The sequence below is a fragment of the Plesiomonas sp. genome (assembly GCF_051652165.1).
In the GTDB taxonomy this organism is placed as follows: domain Bacteria; phylum Pseudomonadota; class Gammaproteobacteria; order Enterobacterales; family CAMTGL01; genus Plesiomonas.
In genome coordinates, this window is record NZ_JBOFTR010000003.1 from 69643 (window position 1) to 86951 (window position 17309).

11 protein-coding genes and 7 tRNA genes are annotated in these 17309 nt (G+C 45.3%); 11 read left to right on the top strand and 7 right to left on the bottom strand.

The annotated features are described in order from the left end of the window. Positions 1-84 precede the first annotated feature (84 nt). From ACRC53_RS01640 to ACRC53_RS01690, 11 genes are all read left to right on the top strand, one after another. Positions 85-160: transfer RNA gene (locus tag ACRC53_RS01640), tRNA-Asn, on the top strand. Between the two features lie 97 nt (positions 161-257). Further along, complete coding sequence (locus ACRC53_RS01645) at positions 258-1493, top strand: CD0519/CD1768 family membrane protein (protein WP_438641839.1); 1236 nt, start codon at positions 258-260, stop codon at positions 1491-1493. Between the two features lie 244 nt (positions 1494-1737). Beyond that, positions 1738-2922, top strand: a complete 1185-nt coding sequence (locus ACRC53_RS01650; protein ID WP_438641840.1) for a NupC/NupG family nucleoside CNT transporter — start codon at positions 1738-1740, stop codon at positions 2920-2922. 111 nt (positions 2923-3033) lie between these two features. Then, a tRNA-Phe gene (locus tag ACRC53_RS01655) sits at positions 3034-3109 on the top strand. 70 nt (positions 3110-3179) lie between these two features. Next, positions 3180-3255: transfer RNA gene (locus tag ACRC53_RS01660), tRNA-Asn, on the top strand. Between the two features lie 14 nt (positions 3256-3269). Next, positions 3270-3345 (top strand) — tRNA-Phe (locus ACRC53_RS01665). 26 nt (positions 3346-3371) lie between these two features. Continuing rightward, a tRNA-Asn gene (locus ACRC53_RS01670) sits at positions 3372-3447 on the top strand. Positions 3448-3898: 451 nt separating this feature from the next. Then, positions 3899-5374 (top strand): putative basic amino acid antiporter YfcC, encoded by a 1476-nt coding sequence (gene yfcC / locus ACRC53_RS01675; protein ID WP_438642005.1) that lies wholly within the window; start codon positions 3899-3901, stop codon positions 5372-5374. A gap of 341 nt (positions 5375-5715) precedes the next feature. Then, a complete protein-coding gene (locus ACRC53_RS01680) occupies positions 5716-6729 on the top strand; it encodes a succinylglutamate desuccinylase/aspartoacylase family protein (RefSeq protein WP_438641841.1) in 1014 nt (337 codons plus the stop codon). 111 nt (positions 6730-6840) lie between these two features. After that, positions 6841-6916: transfer RNA gene (locus ACRC53_RS01685), tRNA-Phe, on the top strand. Positions 6917-6926: 10 nt separating this feature from the next. Next, positions 6927-7002: transfer RNA gene (locus tag ACRC53_RS01690), tRNA-Thr, on the top strand. Between the two features lie 80 nt (positions 7003-7082). Here ACRC53_RS01690 and ACRC53_RS01695 read toward each other — a convergent pair. The 7 genes from ACRC53_RS01695 to ACRC53_RS01725 all read right to left on the bottom strand — a co-directional run bounded on the left by ACRC53_RS01695 (position 7083) and on the right by ACRC53_RS01725 (position 17283). Beyond that, positions 7083-7331 carry a GIY-YIG nuclease family protein gene (locus ACRC53_RS01695; RefSeq protein ID WP_438630154.1) on the bottom strand — a complete coding sequence of 83 codons (249 nt, stop codon included), beginning with the start codon at positions 7329-7331 and terminating at the stop codon, positions 7083-7085. 301 nt (positions 7332-7632) lie between these two features. Beyond that, positions 7633-9795 carry an ornithine decarboxylase SpeF gene (gene speF / locus ACRC53_RS01700; RefSeq protein WP_438641842.1) on the bottom strand — a complete coding sequence of 721 codons (2163 nt, stop codon included), beginning with the start codon at positions 9793-9795 and terminating at the stop codon, positions 7633-7635. Between the two features lie 402 nt (positions 9796-10197). Beyond that, positions 10198-10299: a leader peptide SpeFL gene (gene speFL / locus ACRC53_RS01705; protein ID WP_438641843.1), complete on the bottom strand. Its 102-nt coding sequence runs from the start codon at positions 10297-10299 to the stop codon at positions 10198-10200. A gap of 207 nt (positions 10300-10506) precedes the next feature. Beyond that, entirely contained in the window at positions 10507-10851 is a 345-nt protein-coding gene (locus ACRC53_RS01710) for a GyrI-like domain-containing protein (protein WP_438641844.1), read from the bottom strand. 371 nt (positions 10852-11222) lie between these two features. Next, positions 11223-12824: a peptide ABC transporter substrate-binding protein gene (locus ACRC53_RS01715; RefSeq protein WP_438641845.1), complete on the bottom strand. Its 1602-nt coding sequence runs from the start codon at positions 12822-12824 to the stop codon at positions 11223-11225. A 179-nt stretch (positions 12825-13003) separates the two neighbouring features. Then, complete coding sequence (locus ACRC53_RS01720) at positions 13004-16123, bottom strand: efflux RND transporter permease subunit (protein WP_438641846.1); 3120 nt, start codon at positions 16121-16123, stop codon at positions 13004-13006. A gap of 2 nt (positions 16124-16125) precedes the next feature. Next, complete coding sequence (locus ACRC53_RS01725; RefSeq protein WP_438641847.1) at positions 16126-17283, bottom strand: efflux RND transporter periplasmic adaptor subunit; 1158 nt, start codon at positions 17281-17283, stop codon at positions 16126-16128. Positions 17284-17309 lie beyond the last annotated feature (26 nt).

Sequence of the window (17309 nt, forward strand, 5' to 3'; positions counted from 1 at the left end):
GAGTCTTATTTAAGTAATACACTATTAACAGTAGCCGCTTAACCTCACCCGGTGAGTTCAATAAACGGTAAACATCAACTCAATTCCTCCTTAGTTCAGTCGGTAGAACGGCGGACTGTTAATCCGTATGTCGCAAGTTCAAGTCTTGCAGGAGGAGCCACATACGAAAGCCCTGCTCAATGAGCAGGGCTTTTTTATTGCCCCCATACTAGCGAAAGCGTTATCCTCCCAGCCTTAAACACAACTTAGGGTATGAAATGACCACGCAAAACCCAAAACACAGCACAATATCCCCTATATCATCAATAAAACCGTGGGTTGAACCAGTGTTAGTCCTGACGATGCTGGGGCTGCTTTTTGGCTATCTTGGCCATGTGATGGGGTTATCAGCAATGGTCAACACCCTATTCAATACTGCGCATCAACTGCTACTCAATACCATTCTTTTTATTATGGGGATCACTGTGCTCTCTGGCGCATTGAGCCAACTACTCAGTGAATTTGGGGTGATCCGCCTGCTCGAAGTACTGCTTGCCCCACTCATGCGCCCGTTATATCGCCTACCAGGGCGAGCAGCACTTGCCGGATTAATGACCTTTTTCTCTGATAATCCAGCGGTCATCAGCTTGGCAAAAGATCCACGTTTTCGGCGCGGATTACGCCCATGGCAGCTGATCTCACTGACCAATTTTGGTACTGCTTTTGGGATGGGGCTGATAGTAGTCACCTTTATGGCCACGCTACAACTTAATACACAAGAAAATACAGTTAAAGCAGCACTGTTAGGGTTAGCGGGTGCACTGATCGGCTCTATTGTCAGTACACGCCTAATGCAACGCATGATCAAACCACTTGTTGGTGATCAGCCGCTTGATGAAACCTCACCTGAGCACTTTGTGAATATCGCTACAGCATCAACCGCCCCCGTATTACCTGCTAACCCTACCCATTGCACATTAGAAAATAGACCAATGGAAGAGACCACACCGCTTTGGTTACGTGTACTCAATGCCCTGCTTGATGGTGGTAAGTCGGGTGTAGAATTAGGAATGGCCGTGATCCCCGGCGTACTGATTATTAGTACCTTTGTTATGCTGCTAACCTTTGGACCAGGCGCACAAGGTTATACAGGTGAGGCCTTTCAAGGTGTAGGTTTATTGCCTGTATTAGCCGGTAAAGCAGGTTGGCTGTTTGATGCTCTATTTGGCTTTAAACACCCTGAGCTTATTGCATTTCCAGCAACTTCACTGGGCGCTGTCGGAGCAGCCATGTCACTTGTACCACCGTTTATCGGAAAAGGGCTTATTTCTGGTAATGAAATTGCAGTATTTACCGCGATGGGTATGTGTTGGAGTGGATTTCTCAGCACGCATACAGCGATGCTTGATGCACTCGGCTACCGTTTTCTGACCTCACGCGCCATTATTGCCCATACTCTCGGCGGTTTAGTGGCAGGGATCAGCGCACATCAGCTCTATTTACTATTTGCTTAATTTTTTTGCTACTGATTTTTAATAGATAGCACTTTTTGATAGATAACACTTAGCGCAGACAAACCACGTATGCGCTAAGTTATCAAGTAAGCAATTTTTTGCCTTTCGTACTTTATTTCACCACCTAGCTAATCTGATTTGCATGATAAATGTAAGTAAGCGTATTTTTGTAATACACTTCAAATTATGAAACCCCACATACAGTATCTTGCTTATTATTTTGTGAGCTGCATCGGTGTATTTTATGAAAATCCTCCACTTTCTGCTCGGCCTGTTTGTTGTTTTTGTTCTCGCCCTGCTTGTCAGTAAAGATCGTTCGAAAATTAAAATTCGCTATCTCATCCAACTGATTGGAATTGAGCTTTTCTTGTCCTATTTTTTGTTGCACTCGTCAATCGGGCTCGATTTAGTGACCGGTTTATCTAATGCTTTCAATAGATTATTGGCATATGCTGCTGATGGCACAAACTTCGTATTTGGGGGTTTACTCAATGTCGGTGAGTTTAGCTTTTTCCTGCAAGTACTGATGCCAATCGTGTTTATTTCAGTATTAATAGGGATATTGCAACACATCAAAGTGTTACCTGTAGTGATCCGTTTTATCGGCGTGCTGTTGTCAAAAATCAACGGTATGGGAAAAATTGAATCATTCAATGCAATCAGTGCCATGATCATTGGCCAGTCAGAAAACTTTATTGCCTATAAAAATATTCTCAGCCGGATCTCAGAACGGCGCATGTACACCATGGCGGCAACCGCAATGTCGACCGTATCAATGTCAATTGTTGGCTCATACATGCAGCTCATTGAACCACGCTATGTTGTTGCTGCCCTCATTTTGAACATGTTCAGCACCTTTATTATTTTGTCAGTCATCAACCCGTATGACAGCCATGAAGAAGATGATCTGATGGAGATTGAGTCAGAAAACAGTTCCCTGACCTTCTTTGAAATGCTGGGTGAATATATTCTGGCCGGTTTTAAAGTTGCGGTGATTGTCGCGGCAATGCTGATTGGTTTTATTGCACTGATCTCCATGATTAACCATATTTTCAGTGCTCTGTTTGGGATAAGTTTCCAAAACACACTCGGCTACCTGTTCTACCCCGTTGCTTGGCTGATGGGCATTCCACACACCGAAGCACTGCAAGCAGGCAGTATTATGGCGACAAAACTGGTCACCAATGAATTTGTGGCGATGATGGAGCTGAAAAAACAAGCCATGACTTTATCACCGCATACCGTTGGCGTTATCTCGATTTTTCTGGTCTCTTTTGCCAACTTTAGCTCTATCGGAATTATTGCCGGAGCCGTCAAAGGGCTAAACGAAGAGCGCGGTAATATGGTCTCACGGTTTGGCTTACGTTTACTGTATGGGTCAACACTGGTCAGTGTACTTTCCGCATTGATTGCTGGTTTGATGCTATAAAATAACCATTTCGTTGAAAAATAAGCCAAACGGCTGTATTAAACGGGATTTATTGCAAAAGGGTGTTGACTCAAAAGCCTAAAACCCGTTTAATACGCCCCACAACGCGCTGCCCGGATAGCTCAGTCGGTAGAGCAGGGGATTGAAAATCCCCGTGTCCGTGGTTCGATTCCGCGTCCGGGCACCACTTCTCATTATCACTCGGTGAACTGAGAAATTAGTTAAGCGTTGTAAGCTGTGAAAACAGCAAGAATAATTCCTCCTTAGTTCAGTCGGTAGAACGGCGGACTGTTAATCCGTATGTCGCAAGTTCAAGTCTTGCAGGAGGAGCCAAATTTATACGTGCTGCCCGGATAGCTCAGTCGGTAGAGCAGGGGATTGAAAATCCCCGTGTCCGTGGTTCGATTCCGCGTCCGGGCACCATCACGTATAAACGTACAAAATTCAATTCCTCCTTAGTTCAGTCGGTAGAACGGCGGACTGTTAATCCGTATGTCGCAAGTTCAAGTCTTGCAGGAGGAGCCATACAGAAAAGCCCTGCTCATTGAGCAGGGCTTTTTTTTTGCCTGTCATCATCTCTCGTATCATCCCCCTCTTGTATCACTACTCACATCTGAACCGTTCCCGCACTGTGTCCTATAGCCTGTTATCTATCGTTGTCTCTATTTTTTCTACGAATACACTCTGTTTTTCAAGCCGGTTTTTCGTGATATTCCTTATGTTCTCACCCGATAAAATGCCACAAGTTCGATACATTACAGACATATCGTTTTATCTCTATCCCTCCCCTTACTAATTATTCCACTTTCCCTGCATTTTATACTTTACGCACAAAACCCCTTTGCCTTAGTATGCGCATTGAAGACATTTATATTCACTATTAAGCATTATTATTCAAATAAAAATCTAGGATACGGAATTCATGAGCGAGCCTGTTGCTGAGAATAAATCGGTCGGTACTGCCAGCCGTTGGCAAATGCCAGATACCTTGGTCATTATCTTTTTTGTTGGGATCCTTGCTGCGGCGCTGACCTATGTGATTCCGGTAGGTTCATTCCAAAATCAAGAAGTGCACTATGTTATTGATGGTGCAGAAAAAACACGTAAAGTTGTTAACCCAGAGTCATTCGCTTATGTGACCGATGCAGCCGGTGAAACCGTTTATCAACCGATTAAAGTATTTGCCAGCGGCGGAGATATTGGTTTACTGAACTTCCCGTTTGAAGGGCTGGTCTCCGGTGACAAATGGGGCTCGGCAATTGGCGTGATCATGTTTATGCTGGTGATCGGCGGTGCATTTGGCATTGTTATGCGCACAGGCACTATCGATAACGGCATTTTGCGGCTGATTGATAAAACGAAAGGCAACGAGCTGCTGTTTATCCCCGTGATGTTTACGCTCTTTTCACTGGGCGGTGCAGTATTTGGCATGGGCGAAGAGGCGATTGCGTTTGCCATTATCATCGCCCCGCTGATGGTACGCTTAGGCTATGACAGCATCACAACGGTGATGGTGACCTATATCGCCACTCAAATCGGCTTTGCAACGTCGTGGATGAATCCATTCAGTGTTGCTATTGCACAAGGTATTGCCGGTATTCCGGTGCTCTCAGGTGCCAGTGTGCGAATTGTACTGTGGTGCTTGTTTACGCTAGTTGGTATGGCCTTTACCATGCGTTATGCCGCTAAAGTACGTAAAGACCCTACATTATCTTACAGTTACCGTACTGATGCTCACTTTCGTAACCAAACGGCTGAACTGCGCGATAGCCGCTTTGTGCTGGGTGATTGGCTGGTACTCGCGACCGTTATCGGGGTAACCATTTGGGTTATCTGGGGCGTAGTCGTTCATGCGTGGTATATCCCTGAAATCGCGTCACAATTTTTTGCTATGGGCTTAATTTCTGGCTTAATTGCCGTGGTCTTTCGCCTAAATAACATGACATTAAATGATATCGCCTCTTCATTTCGTGAAGGTGCAGCGGTGATGATTGCCCCTGCTCTGCTGGTTGGTCTGGCCAAAGGGGTGTTACTGATGGTCGGCAGTGGCGGTACGGATGAACCAAGCGTGCTCAACAGTATTTTGCACAGTGCCTCAGGGTTGATTGGCGGCATGCACGACTCGGTGGCGGCATGGTTTATGTTTACCTTCCAGTCAGTATTCAATTTCTTTGTGACCTCAGGATCGGGGCAAGCTGCCCTCACTATGCCGCTGATGGCGCCGCTCGGTGATCTGGTGGGTGTGAGCCGTCAGGTTTCGGTGCTGGCTTTCCAGCTTGGCGATGGTTTTACCAATGTGATTGTGCCAACTTCAGCATCTCTAATGGGGACGCTGGGTGTTTGCCGTGTTGACTGGGGCGATTGGGCACGTTTTTGCTGGCGCTTTATGCTGCTGCTGTTTGTGATGGCCAGTATCGTGGTCGTGCTGGCACAGTGGTTTGGTTATAGCTAATACGGCATCTTGCAGAAAGAGCTACCGATGACTATCTATGATAATTTTCTGTAAATGAGGTAAGTGTATCTGTTTACTCTCTCACTCTTTTTGGGTGAATGCGCCCGATAACGCGATGAGATAAAACCCTCAGATACAGATCTCAATCAGGTAAATTAATCAGATAAAAATATCGGCGATTGATACCGTAAGATGCTGAGTGTCTTACGGTATTTTTTATATCCACACGTTTATATTCACGCCATAATTTCTGCCCGAACGTTAGCCGATTGTCTTGATAACGCAGGCAAGATGCGCGTATCGTGGAAGAATAACGTATTACTGATGGAACACTGACCGTTATGTCTGCAACTTGTTTTACATCCGATATTATTGACGGTAAAAAGGTCGTCGCGCATTTAAATAGCGATGATTTACCGGCAGGAAAGCACCAGTTCTACTTCCGGCCACTGGATATGGCAACCGGCCAAGGTTGGTATATTCCCGTCACGGTGCTAAAAGGGACACTGCCGGGTAAACGCCTGTTGGTCACCGCCGGTGTGCACGGTGATGAGCTTAATGGCGTGTTAACCGCGCAGCAGTTAATGCGATCGTTAGAGACCGCCACACTCAGCGGTACAGTGACGATTGTTTCTGGCGTAAACTTGCCCGGTATTCTGGGCAGCAGTCGTGATTTTATTCCCAATGACCCCGATGCCTCTCCGGTGAATTTGAACCGTTTGTTTCCCGGAAATCACCAGCACAATACGGCGGCAGGGCGCTATTTAGCCAATTTGTGGGATCATCTTTTCACGCCGAATGCGGATTTCACGGTCGACTTACATACACAAACACGCGGTGCAGAATATCCGCTGTATGTATTTGCCGATTACCGCATTGAGCTGTGTGTGAAAATGGCCCGCCTGATGAACCCTGACTGTATTTTGGATGATCCGGGCGATCCGGGTGTTCTGGAGACAGAATGGAATCGCCGTAACGTGCCTTGTATTACTGTTGAGGTCGGCACAGCCAAACGTTATCAGCCTGATATGGTTAACCGCAGTGTAGAGGGTATCGAGAATATCTTGCGGGCTGAGGGCATGTTGGCAGGTTCAGTGAACGGTTTTGTGGCCGAAAACTGTTATGAAGGCACAAGTACAACAACATTACGCGCTAACAGCAGCGGTTATGCACTGCCGCAAGTACAACTGGGTGATACGGTCATTGCCGAGCAATTGGTCGCCATTCAGTGGGATGCTTTTGGCAATGAAGTTGAGCGTTATTACGCACCCACTGCCGGACAGGTATTGAGTATTAATAGCGATCCACTGCGCGAGGCTGGCAGTTTATTGGTCAGAATTTTACACCGCAGTTGATTTTTTGCGCGTTAGCGATGAAAAAAGCACCGAACACACTGTTTTCGCTGATTTTTGCATTTTTATCGTTGACAGAAAAGCTGAAAAACCGTTTAATACGTCCCACGAGCTGCCCGGATAGCTCAGTCGGTAGAGCAGGGGATTGAAAATCCCCGTGTCCGTGGTTCGATTCCGCGTCCGGGCACCAAAAGATTTACGCTGGCTTAGCTCAGTAGGTAGAGCAACTGACTTGTAATCAGTAGGTCATCAGTTCGATTCCGATAGCCAGCACCATATAAGAAAGCCTCCAGATATCTGGAGGCTTTTTTGTTTCTGCTTTATCCCACCCATGTAACCCCTGTTATTTACTCACACTATTCACGACCAACAAGTACGCAAGGGTTAGTAATAAACGCCTCTTTTTTTGCCTTACGCCACTGTTTAATTCGGTACTCTATCTGTAGAGCACTGCGCTGATTGTCGGTTTCCTGTTGCCAAACTAGCGTTAAAGGCCCTTTTCCGCGCAATGCTTTTGCCCCCTTTCCCTGTTGATGCTGTTGTACTCGGCGTGTCACATCGGTTGAAATACCGGTATATAAGCGCCCATCAGCCATTCTGATCATATAAACCGACCAGACTACCGCAGATAAAGCGGGTATTGGGTCTGTCTCTGACGGGCATTCAGATTCAGTACTCTGCGTGAGAGTTTGAGTATGAGAGAGGTGTGTGTCAAAACAGGTCTGTTCTTCTGGCATGCTGAGAGTGTCGTTGTGAGGTTGTGATTTATCAAGTGGTATCATACACAAAAAAAACGGCTGTAAGCGCCTCTCAAGCGCCATAAAAAACGCCCTTCGGTAGGAAGGGCATGGTGAATGCGATATCCGCGTTAGCCAATATAACGCTAACTGACTATGGCTGACTGACTTATTGTTTGATCATATACCCGTAAGCCCGTTGTGTGCCGTCAGGCTCTTGCTGGATATACACCCCTTGTAACTCAGGTGAGAAGCCCGGTAGCAGGTTAATCCCCTCTTCTAGCGCCAAGAAGTAACGCTGCGCCGCCCCGCCCCACACTTCGCCTGGAACAACACACAGTACACCCGGTGGATAAGGCAGTGCGCCCTCTGCCGCAATACGCCCTTCAGCTTTACACAGCGCCACTAATTCAACGTTGCCACGTACAAACTCAAGGTGTGCATCTTGCGGGTTCATCATCACTTTCGGGAAGTGAGACTGGCGGAACATCTCTTTTTGTAGTTGCTTAACATTATAACTAGCATACAGATCGTGCATCTCTTGGCAGAGCTGACGCAGGGTGTAGCCGCGATAACGGGTTTCGTACGCACGATAAATGCTTGGGAGTACATCACTCAGCAGTGCATCTTCGGCAACCAAATGTTCAAAGCGGGCAATCTGGGCAATCAAATGCTGCATTTTAGCCAGATCTTCTGCCGGTGTGAGCAGGAACAAAATCGAGTTCAAATCACATTTTTCAGGGATAATGCCGTTTTCGCGCAGGAAGTTAGCCAAAATAGTGGCCGGAATACCAAACTCAGTATATTCACCGCTGGCGGCATCAATACCCGATGTGGTCAGCAGAAATTTGCACGGGTCAACAAAGTATTGGTGCGCGGTATAACCTTCAAAGGCATGCCATTTTTCATTCGGCACAAAATCAAAGAAGCGCAGATCATTGGCCATGACATCAGTATCAAACGTTTCCCATTTGCGCCCGTCAATCATAGGCGGTACAAACGGTTTGATCATGCTACACGTGTTGAGCAGCAATTTACGTGCTTCGATACCGGTTTTCACGCAGTCCATCCACAAACGGCGACCACTTTCACCGTCGTGCATCTTCGCGTTGACATCTAGTGCCGCGAACAGAGGATAGAACGGGCTGGTTGATGCGTGCATCATAAAGGCGTTGTTAAAGCGTTTGTGGTTACAGTAGCGATCTTGCCCCTTAATATGGCGATCTTTTTTATGGATTTGCGAGGTTTGTGAGAAACCAGCCTGCTGTTTATGCACCGATTGGGTCACGATAATACCCGGATCATTTTCATTCAGATCGAGCAATAACGGTGAGCACTCTTTCATCATCGGAATAAACTGCTCGTAACCTACCCATGCTGAGTCAAACAGAATGTAATCACACAGATGGCCGATAGTATCCACCACCTGACGTGCATTGTAGATAGTACCGTCATACGTGCCGAGCTGAATAATCGCTAAACGGAACGGGCGCTGAGCGGCCGCTTTTTCTGGCGCAACTTTACGGATCTCATCACGCAAATATCGCTCATTAAAACAGTGCGCATCAATACCGCCAATAAAACCAAACGGGTTACGAGCGGTCTCCAGATAAACCGGTGTAGCGCCAGCTTGCAACAGAGCGCCATGATGGTTTGATTTATGGTTATTACGATCAAACAACACTAAATCACCACGGGTTAACTGTGCATTGGTGACAACTTTGTTGGAAGCAGATGTGCCATTAAGTACAAAATAGGTTTTATCTGCATTAAAGACTTTTGCTGCATGTTTTTGTGCAGCACAAGGCGCACCTTCATGGATCAGCAGATCACCGAGTTTCACGTCAGCATTACACATGTCAGAACGGAATAGGGTTTCGCCAAAAAACTCAAAAAATTGGCGACCAGCAGGGTGTTTGCGGAAAAATTGCCCCCCTTGATGCCCTGGGCAGGCAAAAGTTGAGTTCCCCATTTCTACATATTTTTTTAGCGTATTAAAAAAGGGTGGAAGCAGATTGTCTTCATAACGGGATACGGCTGACTCAAGTTGTTTACCGTAAAAATCAGTGCTCTCTTTACCTAGCTCAAAAACACCCTGCACCTGCGGCAACACCTCTGATGTTAACTCTTCGCCTTCGTGTACAACAGCAAATGCAGGGATATTTAAGCCAGTATGGTGCAGTTTATTTAAGATACCGTGCTTAATATCATTAAGAGAAACAACAATGGCACCAATATCAGAAAAATCAGTGTTGTTCAGTGAAGAGATTTCACGTTCACTATCAAAGCAAGATAAAGTACTGTCACTGGCCGCTATTTTTAATGATTTCATTATATTATTAACCGTATAATTTTTAAAAATATAGACAAACGTTCCCTTGCTAACTGTTATTAACAATAAATAGGAAGACATCTGTCGCAAATAGGATATGTCGCCAGCGTATAAGAATATTGATGTATGCCCTATTGATGCAATAATCTGTTATATCCATAACATCCATTTCTTTAGATAAAAATTATCTATTTAATGTATTTATGAATACATACATGTTTATTTACATAGACATGCAAATTCCATAAGTTTGCTTTTTAAATAAAGCAACCAACTTATAACCCAGATTATGCACTAAGCAATCGACAATAAGAGTCAATAAGGAATGACTGTAATAACTCTTAAAGGGATGATACGGCATACGATAATCAGCTCTGGCTTCTTATCAATATTCCGTCAGTATTACCTGCAGATAAAAAATGCGTATGTAAAATAGCTCCGGTATACAGGCATCATTAAATGCCTTGTCCGGCGGATATGTTTCATGATAGACAAGCCTTTCACATCCCCTCCTGAAGCATCTATTATTCAAAATAAGTTTACGATAAAAACTAGAGTAATATTTTATAGCATTTATTCAGCTTATATCAATATTTATTTAATGGGACACCATATCTCTACTTCACCAAGCCCTGTTTCTGCATCATATTTTTCAGTATAACGCTCAAAACTTGGTGTTTTTGCATCATTAAGCTTTAACGTAGGCATACGCTATTGCAGTATATCATCCCATGATGCGCCAATGGCTGAAATATGCCCACGGTGTAAAAAAACAGCATATTTTTGCTGAGGGATAATGATTTTACCTACATATTCAGATGCAAACTGCAAAGGTGAAACCTCTACACCACACATGTACTCTATTACATTTTCGTCTGCGCTACAAATAACGCCATATAAGGCGCTTCTTTCACATAACTTCTCAAATGTTTTTTTAAACTCTCTCCATTGGGTGGGAATGTCTTTAGGCAACTGAGCAAGTGTATGTTTTTGTCGAGTACCGACCAGAAACATTTCATTTCCATATTCTATGCGAAACGCGAGTTGTACTAACATTGCCCTACCTTATTTTGTACACTGCATAAATCACAGGTTACTTTTAAACATCTATTGTATAAACAACATGACATTGTAAATAATAGTATGTTTTTAAATATCTTACGCATCACCTAAATAATTAACTTGACCAAGATCACTTTTATTCTTATTGGCTTTAATACTGACTTTCTATGTGAATGGCATCACGAATAAATAAAAGAGACAAAAGAGTGTATTTAAACACAAGAAAATAGACAACATTACAATCAAAAACAATTGGCAATAAAAAAGCAGAGAGTCTATTCTTTTACTTCGCTGAACAGATAGATGTTCATATTTAAAAAATAATACTCTCTTAAAAAAACACTTATACTCTTATAGACCCATCACTAATATGCACTCAGATACAAATTTTTACTCAAGACGACCCCTCGTGGGCTAATTTGTGGTAAACCTTGTAATGTTGCACTGACGAGCCGTGTTTTAGTATCGTGAAACACAGGAACAAGCGGTGTTGATGTTAATAATAGCTCTTCTGCACGACGGTATAGTACCCCTCGTTTATCCGCGGTGGCCGATTGTGCACTGTCTAAAATCAGATCAAACTCTTTATTACAGTAACCACTTAAATTCGCCAAACTATAACAACGAAAATCATTCAACAAGGCTGAGGGTTCGTTATAGTCACCATAAATATAAGTGGCAACCGCATCATAGTGATTGGTGTACCGTGTCGCCCGAAAAGCGGGATCAGTTAAGCGATTCATCTCAACTTTTACGCCGATCACTTTCCACATAGAGGCAACGGAGTTGACCAGACGCTCTTGTTCATCATCATCGCGGTATGAGAGGGTAATTTGCAGCGGGTTATCCGGCGTAAAACCGGACAGTGCCAGCAGTTTACGCGCTTGATCTTGACGTAAACGAAAAGGCTCATTAGCAAATTCAACACTCACCGGAAGGTACTCTGGCACATTATCGGGGATAACAGTATAGGCCGGTTTCACAAGCTGACCACTGAGCGTATCTGTGACTAACTCACGATTCACAGCCATAGAGAGTGCTTGACGGATATTTTTGTCCACCAGCGGAGGGCGGCGGTTGTTGAGGCTTAATTGGTATAACCCAAGTAAATTAAAAGGGCGTAATGATTCTGGCACACTGTTTTGAATTGCTCGATATTGGCTACCAGGAATGCTATCTGTCATGTGCAATTGCCCACCATCAATGTGTGCAATATCGTTTTTTATAAATGGTTTTGGTAGATAAATCACGCTTGTCAGTACGGTTTTGCTGCTCTCCCAATAGTGGTTATTTTTGTTTAACCGTAAAGATTTACCATTCACCCACTCTGCAAGCATAAATGCACCATTACTTAAAAACGGAGCTTGTGGGTAGCTAATACCACGTTTGATCTGGTGTAGAGGGGCAGGCATAAATGCCGGTAATGAGAGCATCGACATAAAAAATGGCATGGGTTTATCAAAGGTCACTTGCAGCACTTTTGGCTCTAATGCACTGACACCCAGTTTATCAGGGCCCAATTTTCCTCGACCAATCAACTCGGCATTGGCAATCCCGGCTTCAGCCATGTAGTTTCGGTTACTTAATCGAGTTTTTGGGTTAACTGCGCGCTGCCATCCGGCCACAAAGTCAGCCGCTTCTACTGGCGATCCATCAGACCAACGGGCATTTTCACGCAGCCAAAATGTCATTGATTTACCATCGGGTGAAGTAACCCAGCGTTCAGCTTGAGCTGGCATATTTTCACCGTTCGCGCCCTCTTGCACTAAGCCTTCAAACAGGTCTGATAGCACAGCTTGCGTTGCAAAATCGGTATCGGCGATATTAGGATCGAGCATGGACGGATCTTTCCCGTTTGCCCGCACAACCACTTGCTGTTTGGCAAGGTCGGTGCCTAAAGGAACATCTGCGGCAACCGCACACAGGGGTAACATCCCCCCTAAAAGCATGCCAAACGTTGTTTTCATTGTCTCTCCTCCCTGAAAAGTCTTTATTTTATGGAGGTGCTACAACTTAATCGCTGTCAATTCCTCAGTTTTCGATCGCGCTAACAAAACGGTTGATAAGCTTTACATGATCAGACAACCAGAAAAAAAGCCTGCTCGGAAAAGAGCAGGCTTTTGCTTAAGTTAAAGAGGAACGCTAATTAGATAGGAGTGTGTGTCGATATATTGTTGCGCGCGACATCTTCTTGTAAAGCATTATCAAGTGCATGGCTTGCTGCATCAGGGGAGTCGGTATTTTTAGCCAATAAAGCGTACATTGCCGGTACAATATATAAGGTTAATACCAGCGCGATACTCATCCCAAAAACCACAACAATACCAATCGCTTGTCGCCCTTCTGCACCTGCACCACTGGCAACAATCAGAGGGATCCCACCGATAATGGCCGTCAGAGCTGTCATCATAATTGGGCGAAACCGCTTTTCGGCTGCTTCTAAAATTGCATCCGCACAACAGTAGCCGTTATCGCGTAACTGATTGGTAAATTCCACCAGCAAAATACCGTTTTTTGTTACTAATCCAACCAACATAATTAGCCCAAGTTGGCTATAGATATTGAGCGACATACCGGTTATCCATAATCCAAACAGACCACCTGCAATTCCTAGTGGTACAGTGAGCATAACAACAAACGGGTGCACAAAACTCTCAAATTGTGCCGCTAAGAACAGGTATACCACCACCATCGCCATACCAAAGGCAAACATAATATTGCCTTGATTGGTACGATATTCGAGCGATTCACCTTTATAGTCAATCATCGCCTGTGGTGGTAGTAACGTCCGTGCTTGTTGATCAAGATAATCCAGTGCCTGACCTAAATCATACCCTGCGGCAAGATTCGCCGATAAGGTGATCGATTTGTTGCGGTTATAGTGATAATAGGTCGATGCAGAGGCCTGCTCTTGCCCATGAATTAAGGTCGACATTGATACTAATTGGCCATTTTTAGCGCGTAAATAGATCTGTGCTAAATCTTCAACACCACGGAAATTTTGCTTTAAACCACGCAAATAGACATCAAACTCCTCTCCATTTTTGGCAAAGGTTGTCACGTTTTCACCGCCGAGTACACTTTGCAGTGTGCTCGCAATATCAGAAACTGAAATACCCAGTTGGTTTGCCAAAGAGCGGTCGACATCCAATATCATCTCAGGCGTAGTTTCCCGGTAATCAATATCAATATCGGTTAATCCTGGGTTGGCCCTGGCCGCTTGTTGTAATTTATCCATCCAGCCTTTTAATTGGGTATAGTCAGGCCCACCCAGTACAAATTGTACAGGATTATCAGAGCCACCACGTAGACTAGAAGGCAGTACAGGTACAATGCTTATTCCAGATAAATCTTGTGTGGCTTTTGCAATAAACCCTACCAAATCGCCCGCTTTTTGGGTTCGTTGATCCCACGGTTTTAAGGTAATCATCGCCATTCCGGTATTCACACCCCCACCAAAACCAGGGGTACGTACGGTGATGTTTTCAGCTATACCTTGCTCTAACAGCGGATGTAGGCGCTTTTCTAGCTCTAGCATGTTGCGCTGCATTAACTCTGGACCTGCACCTTCTGCTGCACGAGTCATCACAAAAATACTGCCCCGATCTTCTTTCGGCGTAAGGGCTTGTGGGATGTGTTGATACAATAGATAGCAGCCGCCAAGGAGCAATACCAGCACTACCGGAGCCCACCATGGATGACGTTGTGTCATTTGCAATGAGCGGCGATATTGAGCTGATGCCCAGCTCACGCCTTGCCCAAATGAGCGGGTCAGCCTGTTTTGTGACATCTGTGGACGCAGCAGTTTTGCGCACATAACAGGAGTCAACGTTAAGGCAATAACACTGGAAAACACGACCGCGGCACTGAGTAACATGGCAAATTCGGCAAAAATACGCCCAACTGTCCCTGTCAAAAAGAGAACCGGAACAAAGACAGCTACCAACACGGCAGTGGTTGCTACCACAGCAAACCCGACCTCTTTTGTACCATGCCACGCAGCAGCCAGCGGTGAACGCCCCATTTCAATGTGTCGATGCACGTTTTCTAGTACAACGATGGCATCATCCACCACCAAACCAATGGCTAAAACCAGTGCCATTAAGGTGATTAAGTTAATTGAAAACCCAAAAACCAGTGCAGAAATAAACGCAGCGACCAGTGATACCGGTACGGTAATGGTTGGGATCAGGGTGGCACGTGGGCTGCCCAAAAACAGGTAAATAGTGAGGATAACCAAACCAGCAGTGATAGCTAATGTGCTATAAACTTCATCAATAGCACTTTCAATAAACTCTGCACTGTCAAAACCAATCGTGATCGAAACCCCTTTTGGTAAGTTGGCTTTTAGGTGTTCAAGTTCAGCTTTAACGTTTTTGGTGACAGCAACGGTGTTCGATTGAGATTGACGAACAATCCCCAATCCAACCACGTTTTGGCCATTAGCACGGTAGAGCGAGTCTGAATCGCGTGCGCCCTCTTCAATACTGGCAACATCACTTAAGTAGATTGGGTGTTTCGCATCGCTACGCACCACAAGGTGTGCAAAATCATTCACCGAGTTGAACGCACGGCTAATACGGGCTGACATTTGTAAATCTGCGGTACGCAACTCACCAGCAGGGCGCTCAACGTTCTCTTTGCGCAGGGCATTATCAATATCTGCAACGGTAACACCTCGCGCAGCCATCGCTGCTGGATCAAGGCGAATGTTCATCACCAAATCACGATAACCTGACATATTGACAGAGCTAACACCGTCTACCAGCAGCAGGCGCTTTTCTAGCACTTCGGTGGCATACCGTGATAATGCGACAGGATCAAGCGTTGAGCCTGCCAGTGAGATCCACATGATCACATCATCATTATTCCCTGATTTCGAGACTATTGGGGTATCGGCATCATCGGGTAATTTGCGGATAGCACGCGATACGGCTTCACGCACATCATTAGCAGCATCATCTAACGTACGAGTGGGTGAAAACTCAACGTTGATGTTTGAACGCCCATACCGTGAACTTGATTGAATAGAGCTTAGACCTGATAGCCCTGATAGCTGATCTTCAAGTACTTTAGTGACCTGGCTCTCCATCACTGCCGCAGATGTACCGCTGTAAGAGGTGCTGATGGAGATAATCGGTTTTTCGGTTTCAGGCATCTCGCGCACTTCAAGTTGCTTAAATGAGACCAAACCAAAAACCATCATCAGTAAACTGATGACCAGTGCCAGCACAGGGCGACGTAACGAGATGTCGGCTAATTTCATGGCTACACCTGCCCAACCGATGTGGAAGAGGTTGCTACAGGCGCGGCACTCTGTGGTGCGCTATCTGCGTTTGGCGTAGAAGGGGTGATCAATTTTGCCTCTACCGCCATGCCATTACGTACCTTTACAGTACCATCAACCACCAGTAGCTCACCCGCTTTCAGGCCCTTTGCAACTTCAACCTGATCATCGTAGATGCGCTCAACGTGGATCTGGCGCTGTACCGCTTTTCCCTCTTCGATAACAAAAACATACCGCTGGTTGCCTTGAAACAGCAGTGCACGTGCAGGGATCACTGGCCGTTTTTGAGTATCTAACATAATCTTGGCTCTAACGAGCATACCAGGGCGTAATTGTTGTTGCGGGTTATCAAAACTGACCCGTACTTTACCGTTCAGCGTGTTTTCATCAAGCCGTACATCTTTGCTCACCACCGTACCGGTAAAGTTCTGTTTTGGCAGAGCTTCTGTTGTAGCTAAGACTTTTGACCCGATACTCACTTGTGATAAAAACTTCTCTGGCACACTGATATCGAGCGTCATTTGAGCCAGATCATCGAGTGAGGTAATGACAGTATCTTTACTGATAAGTTGGCCTACAGTCAGGGTATATAGCCCCACTTGACCACTAAAAGGGGCAGTGATTTTATAGTTATTTACCGTAGATTGTGCAGAGGCCACTTTAGCTTTTGCCACTTGTACTGCGGCGCGCTGTGACTCTAACTCAGTATTGGATATCGCTTTTAGTGCTGCTAATCGGGATAACTCTTGCAGTTTACGCTCGGCATCGACGGCATTCGCCTGAGCTTCAGCCAATGCTGCTTTGGGCTGTGCATCATCTAGTTGTATTAGCCATTGCCCTTGTTTCACTTGCCCACTCGGTTGCATGTTTATGCCCGTCAGCGTTGCTTCAACTTTTGACTGTAAACGTAACCCTTGGCGTGCAATCAGATTACCAATCAACGGGAGCTGGCGGTTTAGTACCTGTTCGGTAACCGGTTCAACACCTACTATAGTTGCTTTTTTTATCCCAGCAGCCTTGTCTGGGGCACTTGCCCACACTGAATGGCTTAATAGGCCAAACATAATGGCTACACTAAAACGGGTAAGAGTATGAGTAACACCGGTTATCGCTGTCATGTTTTGGGTATCTCGATCCATAAGTAAGCTCAGGCGACAGTGTAGCC

Coding starts and splice junctions, on each gene's coding strand:
- ACRC53_RS01645 (WP_438641839.1), top strand. CDS start 258: ATGACCACGCAAAACCCAAAACACAGCACAATATCCCCTATATCATCA.
- ACRC53_RS01650 (WP_438641840.1), top strand. CDS start 1,738: ATGAAAATCCTCCACTTTCTGCTCGGCCTGTTTGTTGTTTTTGTTCTC.
- yfcC (WP_438642005.1), top strand. CDS start 3,899: ATGCCAGATACCTTGGTCATTATCTTTTTTGTTGGGATCCTTGCTGCG.
- ACRC53_RS01680 (WP_438641841.1), top strand. CDS start 5,716: ATGTCTGCAACTTGTTTTACATCCGATATTATTGACGGTAAAAAGGTC.
- ACRC53_RS01695 (WP_438630154.1), bottom strand. CDS start 7,331: ATGATCAGAATGGCTGATGGGCGCTTATATACCGGTATTTCAACCGAT.
- speF (WP_438641842.1), bottom strand. CDS start 9,795: ATGAAATCATTAAAAATAGCGGCCAGTGACAGTACTTTATCTTGCTTT.
- ACRC53_RS01710 (WP_438641844.1), bottom strand. CDS start 10,851: ATGTTAGTACAACTCGCGTTTCGCATAGAATATGGAAATGAAATGTTT.
- ACRC53_RS01715 (WP_438641845.1), bottom strand. CDS start 12,824: ATGAAAACAACGTTTGGCATGCTTTTAGGGGGGATGTTACCCCTGTGT.
- ACRC53_RS01720 (WP_438641846.1), bottom strand. CDS start 16,123: ATGAAATTAGCCGACATCTCGTTACGTCGCCCTGTGCTGGCACTGGTC.
- ACRC53_RS01725 (WP_438641847.1), bottom strand. CDS start 17,283: ATGGATCGAGATACCCAAAACATGACAGCGATAACCGGTGTTACTCAT.